Raw genomic sequence first — 18,745 nt, forward strand, 5'->3', positions numbered from 1 at the left:
TCGTGGATCTCACGAGGTGGAACAGCAAGGGAAGGAAGGGAAAGGGGGAGTGGAACGGCAAGGCAAGGACGGAAACGGGGGAGCTTGCAGGAGATGGGCTCAGCCTCGGGAGAGGAGATCCTGTACTACGCCGGCGGGCAGGCCGAGGTCTCGTACCGAACCGGTCACCTTGAGAGCGCGACCACCGGTGATGTGGCTCACCCAGCCTTGTTTCAAAGCGTGTTCGCACAACGCGGCCCCGACCCGGCCGGCCAGGTGCGGCCGACGCTCGGTCACATCCAGGCAGGACCGGACCAGCGGCCGCCCGCTTCGTCCGCCGACCGAGATGCCGAGATTCTCCAACCAGCGTTGGCCTTCCGGCGTCAGCACGACGCCGTCCGACCAGTCGAGCAGCCCGCGTTCGGTCATCGCATCCGTCAACGCGACGCCGAGCCGCCCGGCGAGGTGGTCGTAGCAGGTGCGCGCTCGCGCGAAGGCATCTCGCTTACTCGCCGCGGCGAGGCTGGTAGCGACCTCCGTACGACGGGGTGCCAGCGCCGCCAGTCCCTCCAGCAGTTCAGCCGTCTCAGGCCCGGCCAACTTCACGTACCGATGGCGTCCTTGCCGTACTTCGGTGAGCAGCCCGCCGGACACCAATTGATTCAAGTGTTCGCTGATGGTCGGTCGCGAAACCCCTGCCAGGCGGGCGAGCTCGGTGGCGGTCCAGGCGCGGCCGTCGAGCAGCGCGAGGCAGACCGTGGCCCGGGTGCCGTCCGCGAGCATTCGCGCCCAGGCGGCGAGCTCCTGCCCTTCGCTAGCTATGTTCACCCGACCATCCTGCCTCGCCGATGGTTCGGCGCACACCGAAGCGTCCGGCTCGTAGCGTCAAACGTATGACGCACCTGACGATCGAACCGTCCATCCTGTACGTCGGAACGCCGGTCGAACTGTTGTCCACCGAGAACTCCGACGGCACCTTCAATCTCGCCCCGATGTCGTCCGCCTGGGCGCTCGGCGAGGTCGTCGTCCTCGGGCTGGGCGCGGAAGGCCAGACAGTCGCCAATCTCCGGCAGCGTCCTGACCTGGTGATCAACTTTCCCTCGCCGGAGTTGTGGCGCAACGTCGAGCGGATCGCCGGCTGTACCGGGCGCGGGCCGGTTCCGGAGAGCAAGCAGGACCGGTTCCGGTACGAGCCGGCCAAGTTCGAGACCGCCGGGCTGACGCCTGTCCCGTCCGAGCTGGTCCGGCCGCCACGGGTCGCCGAATGTCCCCTGCAGTTCGAGGCGCGAGCGGTCGACGTACGACTGGATGCTGCGGGCAACTTCTTTGTGGTACAGGCGAAGGTGCTTCGGGTGCACGCGGACGAGCGCGTCGTAGTACCGGGCACGTCGTACGTCGATCCCGCCGCCTGGTCGCCGCTCATCTACAACTTCCGGCACTACTTCGGCCTCGGTCAGGAACTCGGCGAGTCGTTCAGGACCGAGACGCCGCGAGCACATGCTTCAGCCGGTCCGGCTCTTCACCGCTGAGCACCACGTCGAGCTCGGCCAGGCATTCATGCGAAGTATGCGGTGGTGTGGCTTGCCTGGTTCGGCGAGGATGGGGGTCTGTCCGCAATTGGAGGAATCTTGACGAATCTCTCGTATCCGAAGCCTGAAGGTGTTGCCCCGGGCAACGGATATAGCCATGTCGTGACCGGTCCGGGACGCTGGGTGGCGATCGCCGGTCAGGTCGCGCTGGATGCCGACGGCAAACTGGTCGGCGACGGCGATCCGGTAGCGCAGGCGCAACAGATCTTCGCCAACCTGGACAGCTGTCTCGCTGCGGCCGGGGCGACCTTCGCGGATGTCGTGAAGCTCAACTTCTTCGTCACCGACATCGCCTTCCTGCCGGCTCTGCGAGTCGCGCGTGACGCCTACGTCGACACGGCCAACCCGCCCGCCAGTACTGCGGTGCAGGTGGTCGCGTTGTTCAGCCCGGAGGCGCTGATCGAGGTCGAGGCCTACGCGGTGGTGAACGACTAGCGCAGTAGGTCGACCGCTACCCGGGCGGCTTCGCCGATGGCGGCGTCGACCCGGGGGAGGCGGCGGTCTCCCCTTGCGGCGAGGGTGAGGACGGCGACGGCGTACGCGTCTCCGCCGGCCAACGTCACCACGGCCGCTTCGTGCCGGAGTGCTCCGAAGGTGCCGGTCTTCCCGGCGACACGCACCCCGTCGTACGGGAAGCCGGACGCGATGCGGTGCTGGAAGATCTGCCGTTCCATTGTGGTTCGGGCGAAGTGCGTTTGCTCTGGTGAGAGCAGTTGGCCGGTCCACAGAAGGGCCAGGAGGCGCGTGAGTTCGCGCGCTGTGCCTGCTGAGGCGTTGGCCGCTTCGTAGACGCCGGCGGGGTGGGTTTGATCGTTGTCCGCCAGTACTGCGAGCGCGGCGGCGGGGTCGGGTGCTCCGGTACTGCGTTGCAACGCGCGGAGGCTGTCGGCGGCTCCTCGTCGGATCCGGGTCTTCTCCAAGCCGAAGTCGCGCAGGATCGTAGCGAGCCGGTCGAGGCCGACTTGGTCGAGGAGCGCGTCCGCGGCGGCATTGTCGGAGACGGTCATCATCATGACGGCGAGATCGCGGCGCGAGAAGGTGACGGGATCGGCAAGCAGGGAAAGGCCTGTCGGCCCCGGAGTCCTTGCTGCTGGCAACAGTGTGATCTGCTCTCGCGGGTCGAGCTCGCCTTGGTCGACAAGGCGGCAGAAGCCGGTCAGCAGTGGCAACTTGTAGACGGACGCCAGCGGTACGACGACGTCGGGGTCGAGCTCGACGCTCTCGTCCGGCCGGTCGAGCGGAGTCGCGTGCAGCCAACCGCGAACGCCGGCGTCCTCGAAGATCGCGCGAATCCGCGCGCTCGAACGCGCCGCAGCGGCGCGGCTTCCGGTCGAGTGGGTGCCGCTGGCGCGATCTACGGGCGACCGTGGCTGAGGTGGCGTGGTCATGGCGCCGTCAAGGCCTGGATCAGGTGGGGGATGACCTCGGCAGGTAGGGCGGGCGGCGTACGGGACTGTGGCCAGACCAAGCGGAGCCTGACTGGGAGCGGGTCGCCGACCAGACGATGGCGGCCGACTCCTGCTGCTTCCAGCGTCGGGTCCGGGGTCAAGAGGATCGCTTGACTCGCTGCAGCCATCGCCAGTCCAGCGCGTTCGTCTGTGACCACCACAGTGCCGCCGGTTGGGCGGTGCATCGCGAGCGTGTCCAGGAAGAGATCGCGCGCTGCTGGAGCCTCGGCACGCGGTCGGACCGCTACTGGGAGACCGCTGAGCTTCTGAAGATGCAGCGGCTCTCCGTCGTCGGGGACGAGTGAGGCCGGTACCAGCGCCCAGGTCGGCAACAGAGTGACCGGGCCAGCTTGTAGGCCGTCCAGTACTGCGGGATGCAGCACTGCGGCGAGCCCGAGCCTCCCGGTCGCTACAGCAGGCACTAGCGAGCTTGTCGGTGCAGTGACGACGGAAACCCTCGTACTGCGCAGTGCGGCGCTGCAGGCAGCAGCTAATGCCGCACCGACGGCGGCCGGCACTTCCGGGGCCAGTCCAAGTCGCAGCTCCGGCCCGTCCGGGTCTTGGACGCTAGCGGCCTGATGGAACTCGTCGAACGAGTTGAGCGCCCGCCGTGCGAACGGCAGGAGCGCAGCGCCGGCTGGAGTGAGCTCCACCTGGCCGGGGCCGCGCTCGAACAGTTTGGCGCCGACCAAGGCTTCCAGCCGCTGGAGTCCCTGGGACAGCGGAGGCTGGGTGATGCCGATGACCCTGGCAGCCGCGCCGAAGTGCCGTTCGTCGGCGATCGCTACAAAGATCTGCAAGTGCCGCTCAGTCAGCATGACCCTGCTGACCTGCGCCGATATCACCAGCAGATCGGTTCATGTGTAAGAGCATATTCGACATTGGTCGCGTTAGGCACCTTGACTGAGGTCCGTTCGCCGGGCGGTCCGGCGGACGGGAGGAGACGGGATGTCAGTCAGTCGCAGAGGGATTTTGCTGGGCGGTACGGCGACGACGGCCGCGGCGGTCGCCGGGGCGGCCGGCGTAAGGGTGGCTGGAGGAGCCGATGCGGCGACCGGTGTGAGTGGTGCCGCGACCGGGCTGAGTGCCACGGCGCGGGAGCCGGTCGAGTTCACGTGGTGGGGGAATCACGCTTGGCAGATCCGCTCCGGCGCGCACGTGGTACTGACTGATCCTTGGTTGACCCGGTTCCGGACCGGCACGTACTCGGCCGAGGCCGCTGACCCGGCGACGCGGATCGTGAGTTCGCCGGCGGTCATCGATCGGTACGTCACCACGGCCGACGCGATCCTCGTGCATCACGGTCACTACGACCACATTCCCGACGTGCCGTACATCGCGCGCAAGACGAAGGCGACCGTGCTCGGCAACGAGACTCACCTCAACCTGCTCCGGGCTCTGCGCGCACCTTCGGATCAGCTGTCGCAGGTGTCGGGTGGGGAGTACCTGCCTTTCGAGGGGTTCACTGTCGAGGTCTTCCGGTCGGTGCATTCGTGTGGCGGCAAGCGGCATCAATTCGCCTTCCCGGGGACGCGGCCGGGCGCAGTACCGGCCAGGCCGCGCACGATCGCGGACCTCGTCGAGGGCGGCACGCTGGCGTACGTGCTGACCATCGGCGGTCTGCGCATCTTGAGTCTCAGTACTGCGGGCTTCGATCCCGCCGCACTTCGCGATCTGCAGGTGGACGTCGTACTGGCCGCGCCCGGCGGCGAGCCGGGTGTCACCGATCGCCTGCTGGCCACCCTCCAGCCGGTCAAGACGGTGATCGCCACGCACTGGGACGACTTCGACCAGCCGCTGGACAAGCCGGCGGTCGACTGGGGCGGCCTGGCCAAACTCCGTACGTCGGTGGCTGCGGCCGGTGCCGAGTTCGTCGTGGTCGACCACCTTCAGTCGACCACGCTCTGACCCACCCGCAGGTCAGTGAAGGGCGGTTGCCTTGGTGGCGGGGGTCAGCCGGTAGCCCTCGTGGGCGGAGAACTCGGCGGCCAGGGCGAAGCGGTCCCCGCGGACGACGGTGTGGCGCCACTCGATCTTGCGGCCCTGGGCGTGCCCGAGGCGGTTGATCGAGAACGCCGCGGCGTCGGCGGGGCAGTGCAGGAGCGCTCGCTCGGCCGGGGTCGGGTTGACCGCGCGGATGTCCTCGCGGCCGTGGTCGAGGCGGAGCCCGGTCCGGCTGGCGAGCTCGTTGTAGAGGCTGGTATGGCTGAAGTCCGCGTCGAGCAGCCCGGCCGCCAGTGTCTTCGGCAGCCAGACCCTGTCCAGCGCGAGCGGTTCGTCGCCGGCGAAGCGAACGCGCTCGAGGTAGACGAGCGGGCTCGAGCCCTCGAGGTCCAAGCGGCTCGCGATCACGCCGTCCGCGCGGACGTCGAGCACCCGTACGACGCTGTGCTGGGGCAGCCCGGAGGCCTCGACCGAGGAGAACAGGCTGTACAGCGCGCCCATCGGCTGCCGGATCTCGGGCGTGGTCGCGACCCGCGGCTGCCGCCCGCGCTCGGCGACGATCAGCCCGTCTGCCCGGAGCTTCGCGAGCGCCTGCCGGACGGTGTGCCGGCTGACGGCGTAGTCCTCGACCAGCGCGAGTTCGCCGGGGAAGAGGTCGTCGAACTCCCCGGCCCGCAGTCGCCGGACCAGGTCCTGCTGCAACTGCTTCCACAGCGTCTGACCACCACTGCGGTCGAGCCTGCGCTCGGTCATCCGGTCGTCTGCTCCCACTGGTTCCAGGGACGGCGCAGCCCGCCGTCTTGCCAAATGTCCGGTCATCTCTTAGCGTAAATGTGCGTACATTTACTGTCGAGAGGTCCGCCGCATGCTGCACGTCGAGGTTAGGGCACCTAAGCACCGCAAGACCCCCACCTCGCTCAGCCCTGCGTCCACGCCTCCCGCTCCCACGATCGAGCACCCCCAATCAGACTCGGCGCCGGCCCCTGCAGTTAGCTGGGTCGGGCGGTTGCCTGGCGCCGGGGTGGTGTTGGTTCTGGCGGCTGTTGCTGTGCCGCTCGGGCGGCTGGTGCCGGTTGTAGGCGGTCCGGTGTTCGGGATCCTGCTCGGCGTACTGGCCGGGGTTGCACTGCCCGTACTGCGCAGCGAGCGGATGCGCCCCGGATACGACTTCGCCTCGAAGAACCTGCTCCAACTGTCGATCGTCGTGCTCGGCACCGGCCTGTCGCTCCAGCAAGTAGTACGCGTCGGCGGTAGCTCTCTTCCGGTCATGCTCGGCACCCTGACGGTCGCACTCGGCGGCGCCTGGGTGTTCGGCAGGCTCCTCGGCGTACGGGGTGACACCCAGACGTTGATCGGAGTCGGTACTGCGATCTGCGGCGGCTCGGCGATCGCCGCCGCGACAGCCGCGATCGGGGCGAAGCGATCGTCGGTGGCCTATGCGCTCGCCACGATCTTCACGTTCAATGTCGTCGCCGTGCTCGCGTTCCCGCCTCTCGGCCACCTTCTCGGCCTCAGCCCCGAAGCGTTCGGTCTATGGGCCGGTACTGCGATCAACGACACCTCCTCGGTAGTCGCCGCCGGCTACGCCTACTCCCAGTCGGCCGGCGACCAGGCGCTCGTCGTGAAGCTCACCCGCTCCCTCACGCTCGTCCCCATCGTCCTCACCCTCGTCCTCCTGAAGTCCCGCCGGGACGCCCGTACGGCGGACGCCGCCGCGGTCGCCCCGACCTCACCTCAAGGCGCCGTCGTGGACGGGCGAGCCGCAGCGACCGAGGTCGAGGGAGCCGGTGCGGCGGTCGGCGCTGCCGGTGCGCAGCGGCGGACGTTGCCATGGCGGAAGCTGGTGCCCTTGTTCCTCGTCGGGTTCATCGCCGCCGCAGGACTTCGGAGTGCCGGGTTGGTGCCCGACTCGTGGCAGTCCGGCCTGTCGCTGACCGGCACTTTCCTGATCACCTGCGCCCTCGCCGCGATCGGCCTCTCGCTGCGCCCCGCCGAACTCCGCGCCGCCGGCCTCCGCCCGCTCCTTCTGGGCGCCATCCTCTGGGTCGCAGTAGCCACCACCAGCCTCCTCCTCCAGCTCCTCACCAACACCCTCTGACGCGCCCGCCAGCTCCGTGCCGCCGGGGTCAAACTCCCCTCAGACGGCACGAACTGCTCTAGCGCCCACGAACTCCTTGCGTCCGAACAGCTGTGGGGCCCGCCCCACGGCTATTCGGACGCAACTTCGAACGCCGCAGCCTGGATCTGTACTGCGCGGACCCGGTCGACGTCGAGCTTGGTCGAGCGGTCGAAGCGGTAGATCCCGTTCTCCTCCTGGAAGACATCGGTCAGCTGCGTGTAGCAGTAGCCGAACATCAGCGGATTCCCGAGCAGCGCCTCGACCAGACCCTTGAACCGGTCGTAGAAGTCCTCTTCGTCCTTCACCCGCTGCCCGTAGCCCCACGAGTCGGCGTCGCTACCGGTGCCGGCCTTCGCCGCTTCCGGGTTCCACCAGATCCCGCCGAACTCGCTGCAGAAGTACGGCTGCCCGTTGTAGGCGAGCGAGATCGGCCGGTTGTCAGGCCCACCGGTGTTCCCGTACGGCGCTCCGTCGGCGAGGCCGGCCATCTGCTTGGCGAACTCGATCGGGTCCTGCTCGTAGTTGTGCGAGTCCCACACGTCGGTCTCGGGCACCCGATGCGAGTACCCCGACGCGTCCAGCACCGGCCGCGAAGTGTCGGCCGCCTTCGTTGCCAGGAACATCGCACGAGTCACGTCGTCCAGTTGCGTGATCTTGTCGTGCAGCAGTTGGTGCGTCTCGTTCGTCGGGCACCAGCCGATGATCGACGGGTGGCTGTAGTCCCGCTCGACCGCCTCCAGCCACTGCGTCACGAATGACGCCGTCGGCTGCTGGTTGTCGTCCCCGGTGCCGGCGACGCCCGCACCCCAGTCGCCGAACTCGCCCCACACGAGGTAGCCCATGCGGTCCGCGTGGTAGAGGAATCGCTCCTCGAACACCTTCTGGTGCAGTCGGGCGCCGTTGAAACCGGCCGCCAGACTCAGCTCGATGTCGGCCACCAAGGCCTCTTCCGAGGGAGCCGTCATCAGGCTCTCCGGCCAGTAACCCTGGTCCAGCACGAGGCGCTGGAAGACATGCTTGCCGTTGATCAAGATGGCCTGACCGTTGATCGACACGGAGCGCAGGCCCGTATAGCTTTCGGCGCTGTCCACAACGGTGCCATCGGCATCGACGAGCTCGAACCGTACGCCGTACAGGTGCGGGTCGGTCGTGTCCCATAGCCGGACTCGGTCCGCGGGGATCGGCAGTACGAGTCGCGGCGCGAGGTCCAGGTCGGCCCGGACCTCGGCGCTGACCACTTCGCCGGCGTCGTCGGACAGGATGGCTCGGACCTTCCAGCCCGGCTTGTTCGCCGACACGGGCACATCGAGGTGGAACGACGACCCGGCCACATCCGGCGAGATCCGGGGGCGCCCCAGGTGCACAACGGGGACGGCCTCCAGCCAGACGGTCTGCCAGATCCCCGTCGTGCGGGTGTAGTGGCAGTCCGCGTTGAAGTACGGCTGACTCTGCTTGCCACGAGCCTGTACGCCGTACCGGGTGTCGCGGGCGCGCACGACGATCACGGCCTCCTCGCCGGGCTCGGCGACGCCGGCCAGCGAAGCGCAGAACGGCGTGAAGCCGCCGCGGTGCCGGACCACCTCGACGCCGTTCACCCAGACGGTGGCGTCGTGGTCGACGGCCTGGAAGTGCAGGACTGCCTGCCGGTCGGACCAGTCGGCCGGAACGGTGACGGTGGTCCGGTACCAGACGGCTTCGAGGAAGTCGACGTTCTCGATCCCGGACAGCTGGGATTCGGGGGCGAACGGGACGACGATCCGGTCCGGCAGGTCGCGGTCGCGGACGCCGCGCTCCAGGCCGGAGTCGGCGGTGTCGATCTCGAACTGCCACTCGCCGTTCAGATTGAGCCAGTCGGGCCGGACGAACTGCGGCCGGGGGTGTTCGCCGCGGGGGACTCCGGGCTGGGCTGGGGTGGATGACATCGAGGGGCCTCCGGTGAGGTCGCGTGCGCGGTCGCGATGACACTACAACGTTGGAATTGGCTCAGCAATCGCTCGAGCGCCGACTGAGACAGCGTTGTCAATACTTTTCCCCAAAGCTCGAATTGCAGCAACCTGCAGCCGTCGGAATGACCGAAGAGGTCCGAGCCTCGTTAGAAAGGAGGTGGGCACCGAACCAACTGTGGGTTCGAGGCATCATCTGAGGAAGAGCAGGATCGACAACGGGGAGAGGCGTGGAGGTCGTCGGGTGGGAATCGAGCGAACTGCGGAGGTCCGGGAGCTCCGGCTTCGGGTGCCGCAGGCAGACCTGGAGTCGCTGTACCAGCGGCTCCGGGCGTTCCGCGACGGCGGCGCCTACATAGCGGCGGGCCTGGACCGGATCGTCCCGCTCGCCTATGCCGACGATCTCCTGGACTACTGGGTCGGCGGGTACGACTGGCGCGCGCATGAGCGCCGCCTGAGCGCCTACTCCCACTACAGCACCGAGATCAGCGGTCAGTTCGTCCACTTCCTGCACCTGCGCTCCGTCCGTCCCGACGCGCGTCCGGTGCTGCTCACCCACGCCTGGCCGAGTGGCGTGATGGACGTGCTCGACGCGGCCGGCCGGTTGGAGGCGACGGGCAACTATCACCTGGTGATCCCGTCGATCGCCTGGACAGCTCTGGCCGGGCCTCCCGGTGGGTCACCGAGTGGACGCAGCGCGGCCGGCTGGGACGACCTGATGAGTCGACTCGGGTACGACGAGTACCAGGTCGGCGACGATCGGCACGGCATCGACGCGACCCCGGCGTACACGGAAGTCACCGAGGCGAAGGCCGAGCAACGAGGACTCGATGCGGCCGAGCTCGCCGAGGTGCGCTGGTTCAACGAGAGCCTGACCGCCTTCAATGAGGGCCGGCAGGTCTCGGCTCTGGTGCTCAGTACGGCGCTCCTGGCCTGGAACGCCCAGCTGGTCAACCTCGACGTCGACCGCGACGCGCTGCTGACCGGCCTCACCCTCGCCTGGTTCGCCTCGCAGCTACCGACTGAGTAGCGGATCAGGCGCCGAGCAGACGAGCGCCGTTGTGCCAGCAGACGGCGCGGAGCCAGTCGTCGCCAAGCTCCAGGCGCTCCAGCGATTCCAGCTGGACGGCGTACTCGTACGGGATGTTCGGGAAGTCCGAGCCGAGCACGATCCGGTCCTGGAGCGCCGCCAGTCGCGGCAGTAGGGACGGGTCGAGGGGCATCATCGCCTCCACGAACGGCGTGAACGCCATCGTGGTGTCGAGGTGCGCGTTGGGATAGGTCTCGGCCAGCGCGAGGTGTTCGGCGTACTCCGGCATGCCCAGGTGAGCGATCACCGCGGTCAGCCGAGGGTGTCTCCGCAGTACCTCGCCGAACGGCCCGGGGCCGGTGTGGCGGCCGGGGATCGGCCCCGATCCGCAGTGCGCGACCACCGGTACGCCGGCCTCCGCCAGCTGGCCCCAGACCGCGTCGAGCTCGTCGTCGCGAGGGTCGTAGTCACCGACCTGGACATGCACCTTGAAGATCCGGGTGCCCAGCTCCAGAGCCTCTTTCACGTACTGCGAGGCGCCCGGTTCCGGGTAGAACGTGCCGCTCGGGACGCAGCCAGGCGTCGCTGCGGCGAAGTCGCGGGCCCACTGGTTCAGCCAGGCGGCCATATCCGGCTTGTGCGGATAGACGAGGGCCGGGAACCGCCGTACGCCGAGTGCGCGCAGCGTCTCCAGTCGCTCGGCCACGGGCGTTCGGTAGGTCACCGGCCAGGGCGTGCCGTAGTGCTTCTCGGCCTGGTCGAAGTATCGCCAGACCGCGTCCATCACCCCGTCCGGCAGGAAGTGGACGTGTACATCCATCAGACCGTCCAGCCCGAGCCGCTGCCACCACCCAGGGACCTCTTCGTCTCGCACCCACGCCATGTTAGTGCGCCGTACTTGCAATACATACGTAACTACGTACTATCCACAGTGTGGAAGAAGCTGTGGATAACCGGCTCGCGGAGCTGGAACGGCGGATCGCCGCGCTGGAATCCGGCGCTTCCACCCGCCGTCGTCCACAGGCCGCGGGCTTTCCGCAGACCGACGACTCCGCACCGGTCGGACGCGCTCTACTTGCCTCGAACGGGGTCGAGCCAGCCGTGCTCGACGCGGACTGGACGGAGTGGGCCGGGGCGCTCGCGGCGCTCGGGAACCCGGTGCGACTGACGCTGCTGCAGCAGATCCTGCGCGGAACCAGCACAGTCAATGCGCTCAGTGAGGTCCAGGGTCTTGGCACGAGCGGGCAGATCTACCACCATCTGCGTCAGCTGACTGCGGAAGGCTGGCTGCACACTCCCAGCCGCGGCGTCTTCGCCGTACCCCCGCCTCGCGTGGTCGCGCTGATGACGATCTTGGCGGCTCTGGAGGGGCGAGCATGAAACTCATCGCCGTACTGCTGGCGATAGCGCTGACGGCCGGTGGCTGGCTGGTCCGGCCGCGAGGTCTGGACCTGGATGCGGCCCGGACCGGTGACGACAAACTGCAGGCGTTCATCGACCAGAACTATGAGGGCCCCGGGCACCGATTGGCCGTCGCGGTGATCGGGGACAACTCGATGGTGTTCGCCGGGCGGGGCGCGAACGAGCACGGCCGCTTCGAGGTCGGTTCCATCAGCAAGGCCATGACCGGTCTGTTGCTGGCAGATTCGGTACGCCGTGGCGAGGTGCGGCTGGATCAGCAAGTCGGCTCGCTACTGCCCCTGGACGGCACCGACGTCGCCAACGCCACCCTCGAGGAGCTCGCGACCCACAGCTCGGGTCTGCCCAACACCTCACACAAGCCACTCGTCGTCGCGCGATCGTTCCTCGCCAGTTGGTCCGCAAGCAATCCCTACCCGTACGACGTCAACCAGCTGCTCGGCCAAGCCCGGGCCGCTGGCACCGGCGGTCGAGGCAAACCGGCGTACTCGAATCTCGGCGGTGCGCTGCTCGGTCAGGCTCTCGCCAGCAAGGCCGGCAAGAGCTACCCGGATCTGCTGACCGAACGAGTGCTCACGCCACTGCAGATGAATGAGACCCGGGTCGCCGTCGACCAGGCCGATGCCGCTCCGGACGGTTACAGCTCAGGCGGGCGGAAGGAAGCGCCGTGGGTGCAGGACGGGTACGGGCCGGCCGGCGGCGTCGTGTCCACATCGGGCGATATGGCGCTGATGCTGCAGTCGTTGCTGCGAGGCACCGGCGTCGAGGCGCTGGCGGCCCGGCGGGGCTTCGAGGACGGTGACAGGATCGGGCTGTTCTGGATCACCAGCCCGTTGCCCGGTACGGATCACTCGATGGTGTGGCATGACGGCGGCACCGGCGGCTATCGCGCGTTCGTCGGCGTCGACCTGGAGCGGAAGCGAGCCGTGGTGGTGCTGTCCGATGTAGCTGCCTCCGTCAACGACTTCGGCGCCAAGCTACTGGCGGCGCAGTCGTGAGGACGATCATCGTGCTGGTCCTGGCGATCGGCTATCCGTTGCTCGTCCTCTGGCAGCTCAACGGCCGCAAGCTCCGGGACCGGCTGGACGTCGTCGTGGTCTTCGCGGTCGGATTCCTCTTCCTGCTCTTCGCCCGGACGACCGTCGACTGGCAGGCGGTGCCGCCGTGGCTGTGGCTGATCGGGCTGCTACTGCTGGCGACAAGCGTCGTACGGGCCGGCTGGGCCTGGCCTGACCTGCAGTGGACGAACTCGCGACGAGGCGGACGGCGCGCGACCTCGGCGGCGATCCAGTTGGTGATCGCCACCGCACTCATCGTTGTCCTACTTTGACTTTGATTGGTCCGAGACCCACAGGCCGGTGAGGCCGCGGAAATGGGCGAGGAACTTCTCCTGCTCGTGGGCCGGGTAGGTGGCGGCGACCGTCTCGCGCAGGATGCGGTCGAAGTCGTCGCCGCGGACCCAGTCGACGAGTCGCTCGTCGAAGTCGGGGAGGTTCTCGGCGCACCACTCCTGGTAGCGGGCGGTGTCGAAGTACTCGTCGGCCAGCGCGAGGTAGGCCTCGATCTTCGCGTCGTAGTCGAGCGAGTCGTCGTCGGCGATCGCGAAGTACCGCTCGGTGTGCAGGTCGACCTTGGTCCGCCGGCCGGTCGCGAGCGAGAACATCGACCACTTCACCAGCGCGCTGATCGCCCACGGGAAGTAGTAGTGCAGCGAGGTGATCGCCACGTCCGGGCAGGCGTTCGCGTAGTCGATCGGGTGCACCGAGTCGCCGCTGACCAGCATCTCGCAGGAGTTGAACTCCCAGCCGAAGAACGCGTTCACGATCCGGCTGATCGCGACCGCCTGGTGGCCGGCCGACGGGCTGAGGAAGTCATGGGAGACGGCGTACCGGGTGTGCATCGGCTCGTCCGGCTGGAAGTCCATCACCATCGTCTCGGCGCCGATCGACAGCGCCCGGGCGAACTTCTCGTACTCGACCGTGGCCTGCAGGTGCATCAGCATCTCGCCGGACTCGTCGTAGGCCTTGTGCAGGTCCTCGCGGTTGTTGATCCGCGAGACGCCGCGCCAGCCGCCACCGTCGAACGGCTTCATGTACATCGGGTAGCCGAGGTCGTCCGCGATCGCGTCCAGGTCGAACGACTTGTTGTACTTCGCCGACGTGTACGCCCAGCGCACGTTGTCGACCGGGTTCTTGTACGGCACCAGCACGGTCCGCGGGATCTTCAGGCCGAGCCGGAGCATCGCGCAGTACGCGCTGTGCTTCTCCATCGCCTGGAAGGTGAACGGCGAGTTCAGCAGGTAGGTGCCGTTCATCAGTGCGGCCTTCTTCAGCCACTCGCGCGGGTGGTAGTACCAGTACGCGAGCCGGTCGATCACCAGCTCGACCCGGACCGGATCGTTGAGGTCGAACGGCTCGATCGTCAGCCGCTCGGTGCTGAACTCGTGGGTCGTGCCGCTGTCGGTGACCGGGCCGACCTGTCGCAGCAGCCCCTCGAAGGCCTGCGGCCAGTCCTCCTCGGCGCCGAGCAACAACCCGATCAAGTGCTGAGAGCGGTCAGCCACGGTGAACTCCTAACAAGCAGGGAAAGGAAGGGAAGGGAAGGAAGGAAGGAAGGCGAAGAGGGCGGCCGACAGACGATGGGGGCGGCCAACAGGCGATGGGGGGCGGCTAGCAGAATCGTGGCAGGTGGTGGGCTATCTGCTTGCGCCACCAGGGCCAGTCGTGGGCTACGTCGTGGCCCCACAGGTCCAGCTCGTGGGGGATGCCTTTGGAAGCCAGTACCGCGCTGGTCGCGCGCGCCGACGGCAGGGAGCCGGTCGGGTTGGTTTCCCAGTCGCCCTGGCCGACCGTGAGCACCAGGAACACCCGGTTGCGCAACCAGTCGAGGTGCTCACCGTCCAGGTTGGGCAGGTAGTCCGCCGGGTTGTTGAAGTACAGCGCGTCGCCGCGCTCGCCCCACGGGTGCCAGCTGGACGCGTCGTAGTTGCCGGACTGGCAGATCGCGATCGGGAACAGATCGGCCCGCTTCAGCGCGAAGTTGAGCGCATGGAAGGCGCCAAGGCTGCACCCGGTCGTGATGATGTCCCCCGCGCCCGGAGTATCGCCGCCGATCGCAGGCACCACCTTGTCGAGGATCCATGACTCGTACAGCCCATGGCGGCGAGCCCGCTCCTCCAGCGGCAGACTGCGGTCGGACCAACTGACGTGGTCGTACGAATCAACGCAGTACAGCTTGATCCGGCCGGCCTCGATCAGGTCCGCGACCGCTTCCACCATGCCGTTGCTCTCGTAGTCCCAGGCACGGCCCTGTTCGCTCGGGAACACCAGCACCGGTCGCCCGTAGTGCCCGTACCGGATCAGCGTGCCCGGCCGGTCCAGCCCCGGTGCCTCCAGTTCGACCTGCTCGCGTTCCATGCGGCCTCACTCTCTCGCGATCCGGTCAGGTCAGGTCAGGTCAGGTCAGGATCCAGTACTTGGCGCCTTTTCGGTAACCCTTCCATGTCATGAGCTTCGCTGCTCGGCGACCGCGCGTCCGGCCACCGGTCCGAGTACAGCGACGAACACGGCGAGCACTGAGACACCGCTGAGGGCCACCGGCAACGACCACGCGCTGGAGGCGGCACCTACCGCAGCCGGGCCGAGCAGGAAGCCCAGGTAGGCGATGGTGGTAACGGTGGAGATTGCGCCTGCACGTCGCTCGGGTCCCGCCCAAGCGCCGGCCATGCCGATGATGGTCGGCGCGCAGACCGACGTACCAAGTCCGGCTATCCCGATCCCGACCAGGGCCAGCCAAGCCTGACCGGCCGTAGCGGCTACGACCGTGCCGACGGCGGCCACGGCTCCTCCGACGACCAGTAGCTGAACAGGATGGAATCGCTTGAGCAGAGCGTTGCCACCGATCCGCCCAGTGGCTGCAGCTGCGGCAAAGACAGCTGCAGCGCTGGAGGCGAGTGCAGGAGCGGCGTGCAGTGACGTGTCGAGGTGTACAGCGCCCCAGCTCTGCCAGGCGTTCTCCACTACGTAGGCCAGCGCGCAGAGGCCGCCGAAGACCAGCAAAGCGGGCTCCAGCCTGCGTGGCGCCTTCTCCTCGACGACTCGCGGGGCTGAGTTCCGTGAGCCGGGTGCGAGGACAACTACGACGACCAAGGCGATCAGGACGAAGACACCGCCGAGTACTGGCAGCGCACCGGCGCCGGCCGCGCGTAGACCCGCAGTACCGAGGCTTGCTACGACTACGGCGATCGAGAACAGCCCGTGGGCCAGGTTCATCAGCGGCTTGCCGGTAGTCGCCTCGGCCGTGGAGCCGGTCGCGTTGATAGCTACGTCGGTTGCGCCAGAAGTGGCACCCAGCAGGAACAGTGTCGCACCGAGAGTGACGGCCGAGTTGGCCAGGGCAGGCAGCACTCCGCACAGGCCGAAAAGCAGGACGACAGCGGGCAGCACGACGCCGCCGTACCGATCGATCAGGTAGCCGGTGAACCGCATCGAGACGAGCGCACCGAGACCGACCATGAGCAAAGCGGCTCCCAACTGGCCGTCACTGACCTGCGCCTCCGCCTTGACCGCGGGAAGGCTCGCACCCCACGCACCCCAGAACAGACCGAAGGCACCGAACCCGGCAAGTGTTTTGATCACTCAGTTCCAGGTGCGCTGCAGGAGTTCGGTCAGGGTCGGGTCGAAGACATCGCGCCAGGCGGTGAAGTTGTGCATGTCGGGTGTCTCGTTGAAGTCGACGTCCAGGCCGAGTTCGGTTAGGTGGGCGGCCATCACGCGGTTGTTGTGCACGTTCTCCTCGGGTGTCCCGGCCGTCATCCCGAGCGCCGGGCGAGTCGGGGCCGCGGTTGCCTCGAGCACCTGGTTCACGAATCCGGTGACCTCGGCGTAGTACTCGAACTTGGATTCCTGCGGGTCGGTGCTGAGGGTGAAGAACGACGCCGACTGCAGGAAGAGCCCGTCGAACGTGCCCGGGTGGTGCCACTCGGCGTACAGGGCAGCCAGCCCGCCGAGGCTCGCGCCCATCAGTACGGGCAGCTTGCTCTTGTACTGCGAGGCGATAGCGGGCAGCACGTGGCCGGTCAGGGCTTCGGCGTACTGCGGGTTCGCGGCGTACCAGAGGTTTCGCGAAGTCGGCCGGATCAGCGCCAACCGGAACGGCGGCAAGGTGCCATCAGCAACCATCGCTCCGGCGTAGTGCGTCAGCCCAGCGTACGCGGCGAACTCCGGCCCGTCGTGAGACAGCAGCAACGGCAGCTCGAATCCTGGCGCGATACCCGCCGGAGCCCAGACCTGTACGTCGACCGGTCCTACCGGCGTCGTCTCGACCGCCAGCAGAGTCAGGTCGGCCGCGATCGGCTCGATAGCGATCCAGCGCGGCTCGACGTACCCGGGCAGCGGTAGCCAGGAGTGTTCGCCGAACGCCCCGCCGACCACCCGCGGGTTGGTCGGATCCGTCCGCATCCCGAGGTCCGCGACATCGAACAAGTACTCCATCCGGTGCACCGAGGGCCGCGCGAGCCGCAGCTCCCAGCCGTAGTCCACCGGCTTGAACTCCAGCAGCTCGGCAGCGATCCCGAGCTCCTCCCAGAGCCGTACTCCGGGCAGCGCGTGCTCGGGGTCCGCGAGGCGGAACACCACCTCAGCCCCCTCGACCGCACTCAGCACCGCTGTTTCAGACATCCGCCCACGGTACGACGTCACCCCCATCTCTCCACAAACCGCCCGGCACCTAACTTGTGCGTGGCGCGCCGGATGGGTCCGGCGGCGCCACGGTGGTACGCGGTAGACGCTATCCGCAGTGCTGGCTCTTCTCGTCCGAGGTGCTGAGGCGCCCCCCACAATGCTTTGCCGGAACTGTTCCGGCAAACGCCCGGCAGACTGACGGAAATCAACTGCCGCACCTGGGGATGTAAGGTCGCCGCGATCCGTCTGTGAGGTGCGGAACTGTTTGCGCAAAGGGAGGTCGGTTGCAGTGGTCGATCTGGTGGATATCCGCGCCGCGACCGAAGGATTGCCGCGAAGTTATGAGGTCGTAGTGCGTGACCGGATCAAGTTCCGGGTCGGCCGGATCGTCTATCTCGCGTTGTCCCGGGACGAAACCCAGCTGGGAATCGGTTTCCCGAAGGAGGAGCGGGAGGCCGCCCTCGCGGCGTACCCGGACAAGTTCCTCCCACCGAGCAAGGCCGACGAGCGCTACCAGTGGATCGAGGTCGACCTCGCCGCGATCGACGAGACAGAACTCCGCGAACTCATCCTCGACGCCTGGCGCATGTGCGTCCCGAAGAAGGTCGCCGCCGAGTACTTCGGCGAGTGAAGGCCCCCCGCTTCGCGCCTCCTCCGTCGGCCACTCGCCCCACAACGGCTGGGGAGCCCGGGGGTCCTACTACGGGCTCTCCAGCGCGCCGGGTCCGCCACCCGCACGCCGCCGCCCCTCACCCGCACGCCGCTCCTAATGGGGGTTGGCGAGTCGCCTTCGGGCAGACTCGGGACTGGTAAGCCGCGAGCGGATGAGCACTGGCCGCACTCCGTCGCGGCTGATCCGACGGCGGACGCACCTCGTTCGGCCGCGGCTGGCCGCGTGTACACCCAGCCAGGCAATGGGCAGACCAGCTTTGGCTGATCGGGCTGAACTAGACAGTGGGTCTCGCTCAAGCCACGCGTCGTCGGGGAACTTCGGCATGCACTGGCTGGCGGTTGAAGTGAGCCCGCCCCGGACTCCGTTCGGCCGGTCCCCGTCCCGGACTCCGCTCCCGCCCCGGACTCCGTTCGGCCGGTGCCCGTCCCGCGGTCCGCTCCCGCCCCGGACTCCGTTCGGCCGGTGCCCGTCCCGCGGTCCGCTCCCGCCCCGGACTCCGTTCGGCCGGTCCCCGTCCCGCGGTCCGCTCCCGCCCCGGACTCCGTTCGGCCGGTCCCCGTCCCGCGGTCCGCTCCCGCCCCGGACTCCGTTCGGCTAGGTGCGCTTCGCCGTGTGCTCCCGCACCCAGTCCGCCTAGGTGTGCTTCGCCGTTGGCTTAGGCCGGGACGAAGGCATCCCAGGATCTTGGAGGTCAAGCTGTGGGTACGCAACTACGCCGATCCCGCGGGGAGGTGTGACCCGCCCGGGTCCGCGCCGGCCCTTGGCGAGACCGGCCCGGGTCCGCGCCGGCCTTGGCGAGACCGGCCTCTTGGTCCGGGGTGCCCCGACCGATCGGCCCCGATTCGGCGTCTTTGAGCACCGGTTGTGCAGTCCCCCGCGGTGGCCGTGCTCATCTGGTGCACAAGGGCCCCGGTTTCGCG

19 protein-coding genes are annotated in these 18,745 nt (G+C 68.1%); 9 read left to right on the top strand and 10 right to left on the bottom strand.

Going from position 1 to position 18,745, the window contains the following annotated elements; translation table 11 throughout:
- Window positions 1–99 precede the first annotated feature (99 nt).
- Window positions 100–807 carry an ArsR/SmtB family transcription factor gene (locus tag F1D05_RS24475; protein WP_246485932.1) on the bottom strand — a complete coding sequence of 236 codons (708 nt, stop codon included), beginning with the start codon at window positions 805–807 and terminating at the stop codon, window positions 100–102.
- Window positions 808–872: 65 nt separating this feature from the next.
- Between F1D05_RS24475 and F1D05_RS24480 the strand changes: the two genes are divergently transcribed.
- The gene (locus F1D05_RS24480) at window positions 873–1,508 is read left to right on the top strand and encodes a flavin reductase family protein (RefSeq protein WP_185442748.1); all 636 of its coding nucleotides are present in this window, start codon (window positions 873–875) and stop codon (window positions 1,506–1,508) included.
- Window positions 1,509–1,607: 99 nt separating this feature from the next.
- Window positions 1,608–2,003 carry a RidA family protein gene (locus F1D05_RS24485; RefSeq protein ID WP_185442750.1) on the top strand — a complete coding sequence of 132 codons (396 nt, stop codon included), beginning with the start codon at window positions 1,608–1,610 and terminating at the stop codon, window positions 2,001–2,003.
- On the opposite strand, the gene F1D05_RS24490 is transcribed toward F1D05_RS24485, so the two are convergent.
- Together F1D05_RS24490 and F1D05_RS24495 are read right to left on the bottom strand one after the other, a co-directional pair.
- Window positions 2,000–2,956 carry a serine hydrolase gene (locus tag F1D05_RS24490; RefSeq protein ID WP_185442752.1) on the bottom strand — a complete coding sequence of 319 codons (957 nt, stop codon included), beginning with the start codon at window positions 2,954–2,956 and terminating at the stop codon, window positions 2,000–2,002. The two genes, F1D05_RS24485 and F1D05_RS24490, sit on opposite strands and share 4 nt — an antisense overlap.
- Window positions 2,953–3,834 (bottom strand): LysR family transcriptional regulator, encoded by an 882-nt coding sequence (locus tag F1D05_RS24495; RefSeq protein WP_185442754.1) that lies wholly within the window; start codon window positions 3,832–3,834, stop codon window positions 2,953–2,955. The genes F1D05_RS24490 and F1D05_RS24495 overlap by 4 nt, the downstream gene beginning before the upstream one ends.
- 130 nt (window positions 3,835–3,964) lie before the next feature.
- On the opposite strand from F1D05_RS24495, the gene F1D05_RS24500 reads away from it, so the two are divergent.
- Complete coding sequence (locus F1D05_RS24500; RefSeq protein ID WP_185442756.1) at window positions 3,965–4,924, top strand: MBL fold metallo-hydrolase; 960 nt, start codon at window positions 3,965–3,967, stop codon at window positions 4,922–4,924.
- 12 nt (window positions 4,925–4,936) lie between these two features.
- Here F1D05_RS24500 and F1D05_RS24505 read toward each other — a convergent pair whose 3' ends face one another.
- The gene (locus F1D05_RS24505) at window positions 4,937–5,713 is read right to left on the bottom strand and encodes a GntR family transcriptional regulator (RefSeq protein ID WP_185442758.1); all 777 of its coding nucleotides are present in this window, start codon (window positions 5,711–5,713) and stop codon (window positions 4,937–4,939) included.
- Between the two features lie 268 nt (window positions 5,714–5,981).
- On the opposite strand from F1D05_RS24505, the gene F1D05_RS24510 reads away from it, so the two are divergent.
- Window positions 5,982–7,058: a YeiH family protein gene (locus tag F1D05_RS24510; protein ID WP_246485933.1), complete on the top strand. Its 1,077-nt coding sequence runs from the start codon at window positions 5,982–5,984 to the stop codon at window positions 7,056–7,058.
- Between the two features lie 110 nt (window positions 7,059–7,168).
- Here the strand turns inward: F1D05_RS24510 and F1D05_RS24515 are convergent, their stop codons facing one another.
- The gene (locus F1D05_RS24515; RefSeq protein WP_185442762.1) at window positions 7,169–9,001 is read right to left on the bottom strand and encodes a glycoside hydrolase family 2 protein; all 1,833 of its coding nucleotides are present in this window, start codon (window positions 8,999–9,001) and stop codon (window positions 7,169–7,171) included.
- A 265-nt stretch (window positions 9,002–9,266) separates the two neighbouring features.
- Between F1D05_RS24515 and F1D05_RS24520 the strand changes: the two genes are divergently transcribed.
- Window positions 9,267–10,052, top strand: a complete 786-nt coding sequence (locus tag F1D05_RS24520; protein ID WP_185442764.1) for an epoxide hydrolase N-terminal domain-containing protein — start codon at window positions 9,267–9,269, stop codon at window positions 10,050–10,052.
- A gap of 4 nt (window positions 10,053–10,056) precedes the next feature.
- Here the strand turns inward: F1D05_RS24520 and F1D05_RS24525 are convergent, their stop codons facing one another.
- Window positions 10,057–10,926, bottom strand: a complete 870-nt coding sequence (locus tag F1D05_RS24525; RefSeq protein ID WP_246485934.1) for an amidohydrolase family protein — start codon at window positions 10,924–10,926, stop codon at window positions 10,057–10,059.
- Between the two features lie 59 nt (window positions 10,927–10,985).
- Between F1D05_RS24525 and F1D05_RS24530 the strand changes: the two genes are divergently transcribed.
- The 3 genes from F1D05_RS24530 to F1D05_RS24540 are packed head-to-tail and all read left to right on the top strand — an operon-like array spanning window position 10,986 to window position 12,801.
- Window positions 10,986–11,432, top strand: a complete 447-nt coding sequence (locus F1D05_RS24530) for an ArsR/SmtB family transcription factor (protein WP_246485935.1) — start codon at window positions 10,986–10,988, stop codon at window positions 11,430–11,432.
- A complete protein-coding gene (locus F1D05_RS24535; RefSeq protein ID WP_185442768.1) occupies window positions 11,429–12,469 on the top strand; it encodes a serine hydrolase domain-containing protein in 1,041 nt (346 codons plus the stop codon). The genes F1D05_RS24530 and F1D05_RS24535 overlap by 4 nt, the downstream gene beginning before the upstream one ends.
- Window positions 12,466–12,801, top strand: coding sequence for a hypothetical protein (locus F1D05_RS24540; protein WP_246485936.1), 336 nt, complete (start codon window positions 12,466–12,468; stop codon window positions 12,799–12,801). The genes F1D05_RS24535 and F1D05_RS24540 overlap by 4 nt, the downstream gene beginning before the upstream one ends.
- Here F1D05_RS24540 and F1D05_RS24545 read toward each other — a convergent pair.
- The 4 genes from F1D05_RS24545 to F1D05_RS24560 form a co-directional block, all read right to left on the bottom strand.
- On the bottom strand, window positions 12,793–14,034 hold the full coding sequence (locus tag F1D05_RS24545; protein ID WP_185442770.1) for an ATP-grasp domain-containing protein: 1,242 nt from the start codon (window positions 14,032–14,034) through the stop codon (window positions 12,793–12,795). The genes F1D05_RS24540 and F1D05_RS24545 overlap by 9 nt on opposite strands.
- Before the next feature lie 106 nt (window positions 14,035–14,140).
- Entirely contained in the window at window positions 14,141–14,887 is a 747-nt protein-coding gene (locus tag F1D05_RS24550) for an esterase family protein (protein ID WP_185442772.1), read from the bottom strand.
- 87 nt (window positions 14,888–14,974) lie between these two features.
- Window positions 14,975–16,108, bottom strand: a complete 1,134-nt coding sequence (locus tag F1D05_RS24555) for an MFS transporter (RefSeq protein WP_185442774.1) — start codon at window positions 16,106–16,108, stop codon at window positions 14,975–14,977.
- Complete coding sequence (locus F1D05_RS24560) at window positions 16,109–17,149, bottom strand: alpha/beta hydrolase (protein ID WP_246485937.1); 1,041 nt, start codon at window positions 17,147–17,149, stop codon at window positions 16,109–16,111.
- Window positions 17,150–17,441: 292 nt separating this feature from the next.
- Here F1D05_RS24560 and F1D05_RS24565 point away from each other — a divergent pair, with 292 nt between their 5' ends.
- On the top strand, window positions 17,442–17,783 hold the full coding sequence (locus tag F1D05_RS24565; protein WP_185442778.1) for an MmcQ/YjbR family DNA-binding protein: 342 nt from the start codon (window positions 17,442–17,444) through the stop codon (window positions 17,781–17,783).
- Window positions 17,784–18,745 lie beyond the last annotated feature (962 nt).

Source organism: Kribbella qitaiheensis, from assembly GCF_014217565.1.
GTDB classification, from domain to species: domain Bacteria; phylum Actinomycetota; class Actinomycetes; order Propionibacteriales; family Kribbellaceae; genus Kribbella; species Kribbella qitaiheensis_A.

Excerpts from the sequence above, each read along its gene's own strand:
- F1D05_RS24480 (WP_185442748.1), top strand. The coding sequence starts at position 873 with ATGACGCACCTGACGATCGAACCGTCCATCCTGTACGTCGGAACGCCG.
- F1D05_RS24490 (WP_185442752.1), bottom strand. The coding sequence starts at position 2,956 with ATGACCACGCCACCTCAGCCACGGTCGCCCGTAGATCGCGCCAGCGGC.
- F1D05_RS24495 (WP_185442754.1), bottom strand. The coding sequence starts at position 3,834 with ATGCTGACTGAGCGGCACTTGCAGATCTTTGTAGCGATCGCCGACGAA.
- F1D05_RS24500 (WP_185442756.1), top strand. The coding sequence starts at position 3,965 with ATGTCAGTCAGTCGCAGAGGGATTTTGCTGGGCGGTACGGCGACGACG.
- F1D05_RS24505 (WP_185442758.1), bottom strand. The coding sequence starts at position 5,713 with ATGACCGAGCGCAGGCTCGACCGCAGTGGTGGTCAGACGCTGTGGAAG.
- F1D05_RS24515 (WP_185442762.1), bottom strand. The coding sequence starts at position 9,001 with ATGTCATCCACCCCAGCCCAGCCCGGAGTCCCCCGCGGCGAACACCCC.
- F1D05_RS24535 (WP_185442768.1), top strand. The coding sequence starts at position 11,429 with ATGAAACTCATCGCCGTACTGCTGGCGATAGCGCTGACGGCCGGTGGC.
- F1D05_RS24550 (WP_185442772.1), bottom strand. The coding sequence starts at position 14,887 with ATGGAACGCGAGCAGGTCGAACTGGAGGCACCGGGGCTGGACCGGCCG.
- F1D05_RS24560 (WP_246485937.1), bottom strand. The coding sequence starts at position 17,149 with ATGTCTGAAACAGCGGTGCTGAGTGCGGTCGAGGGGGCTGAGGTGGTG.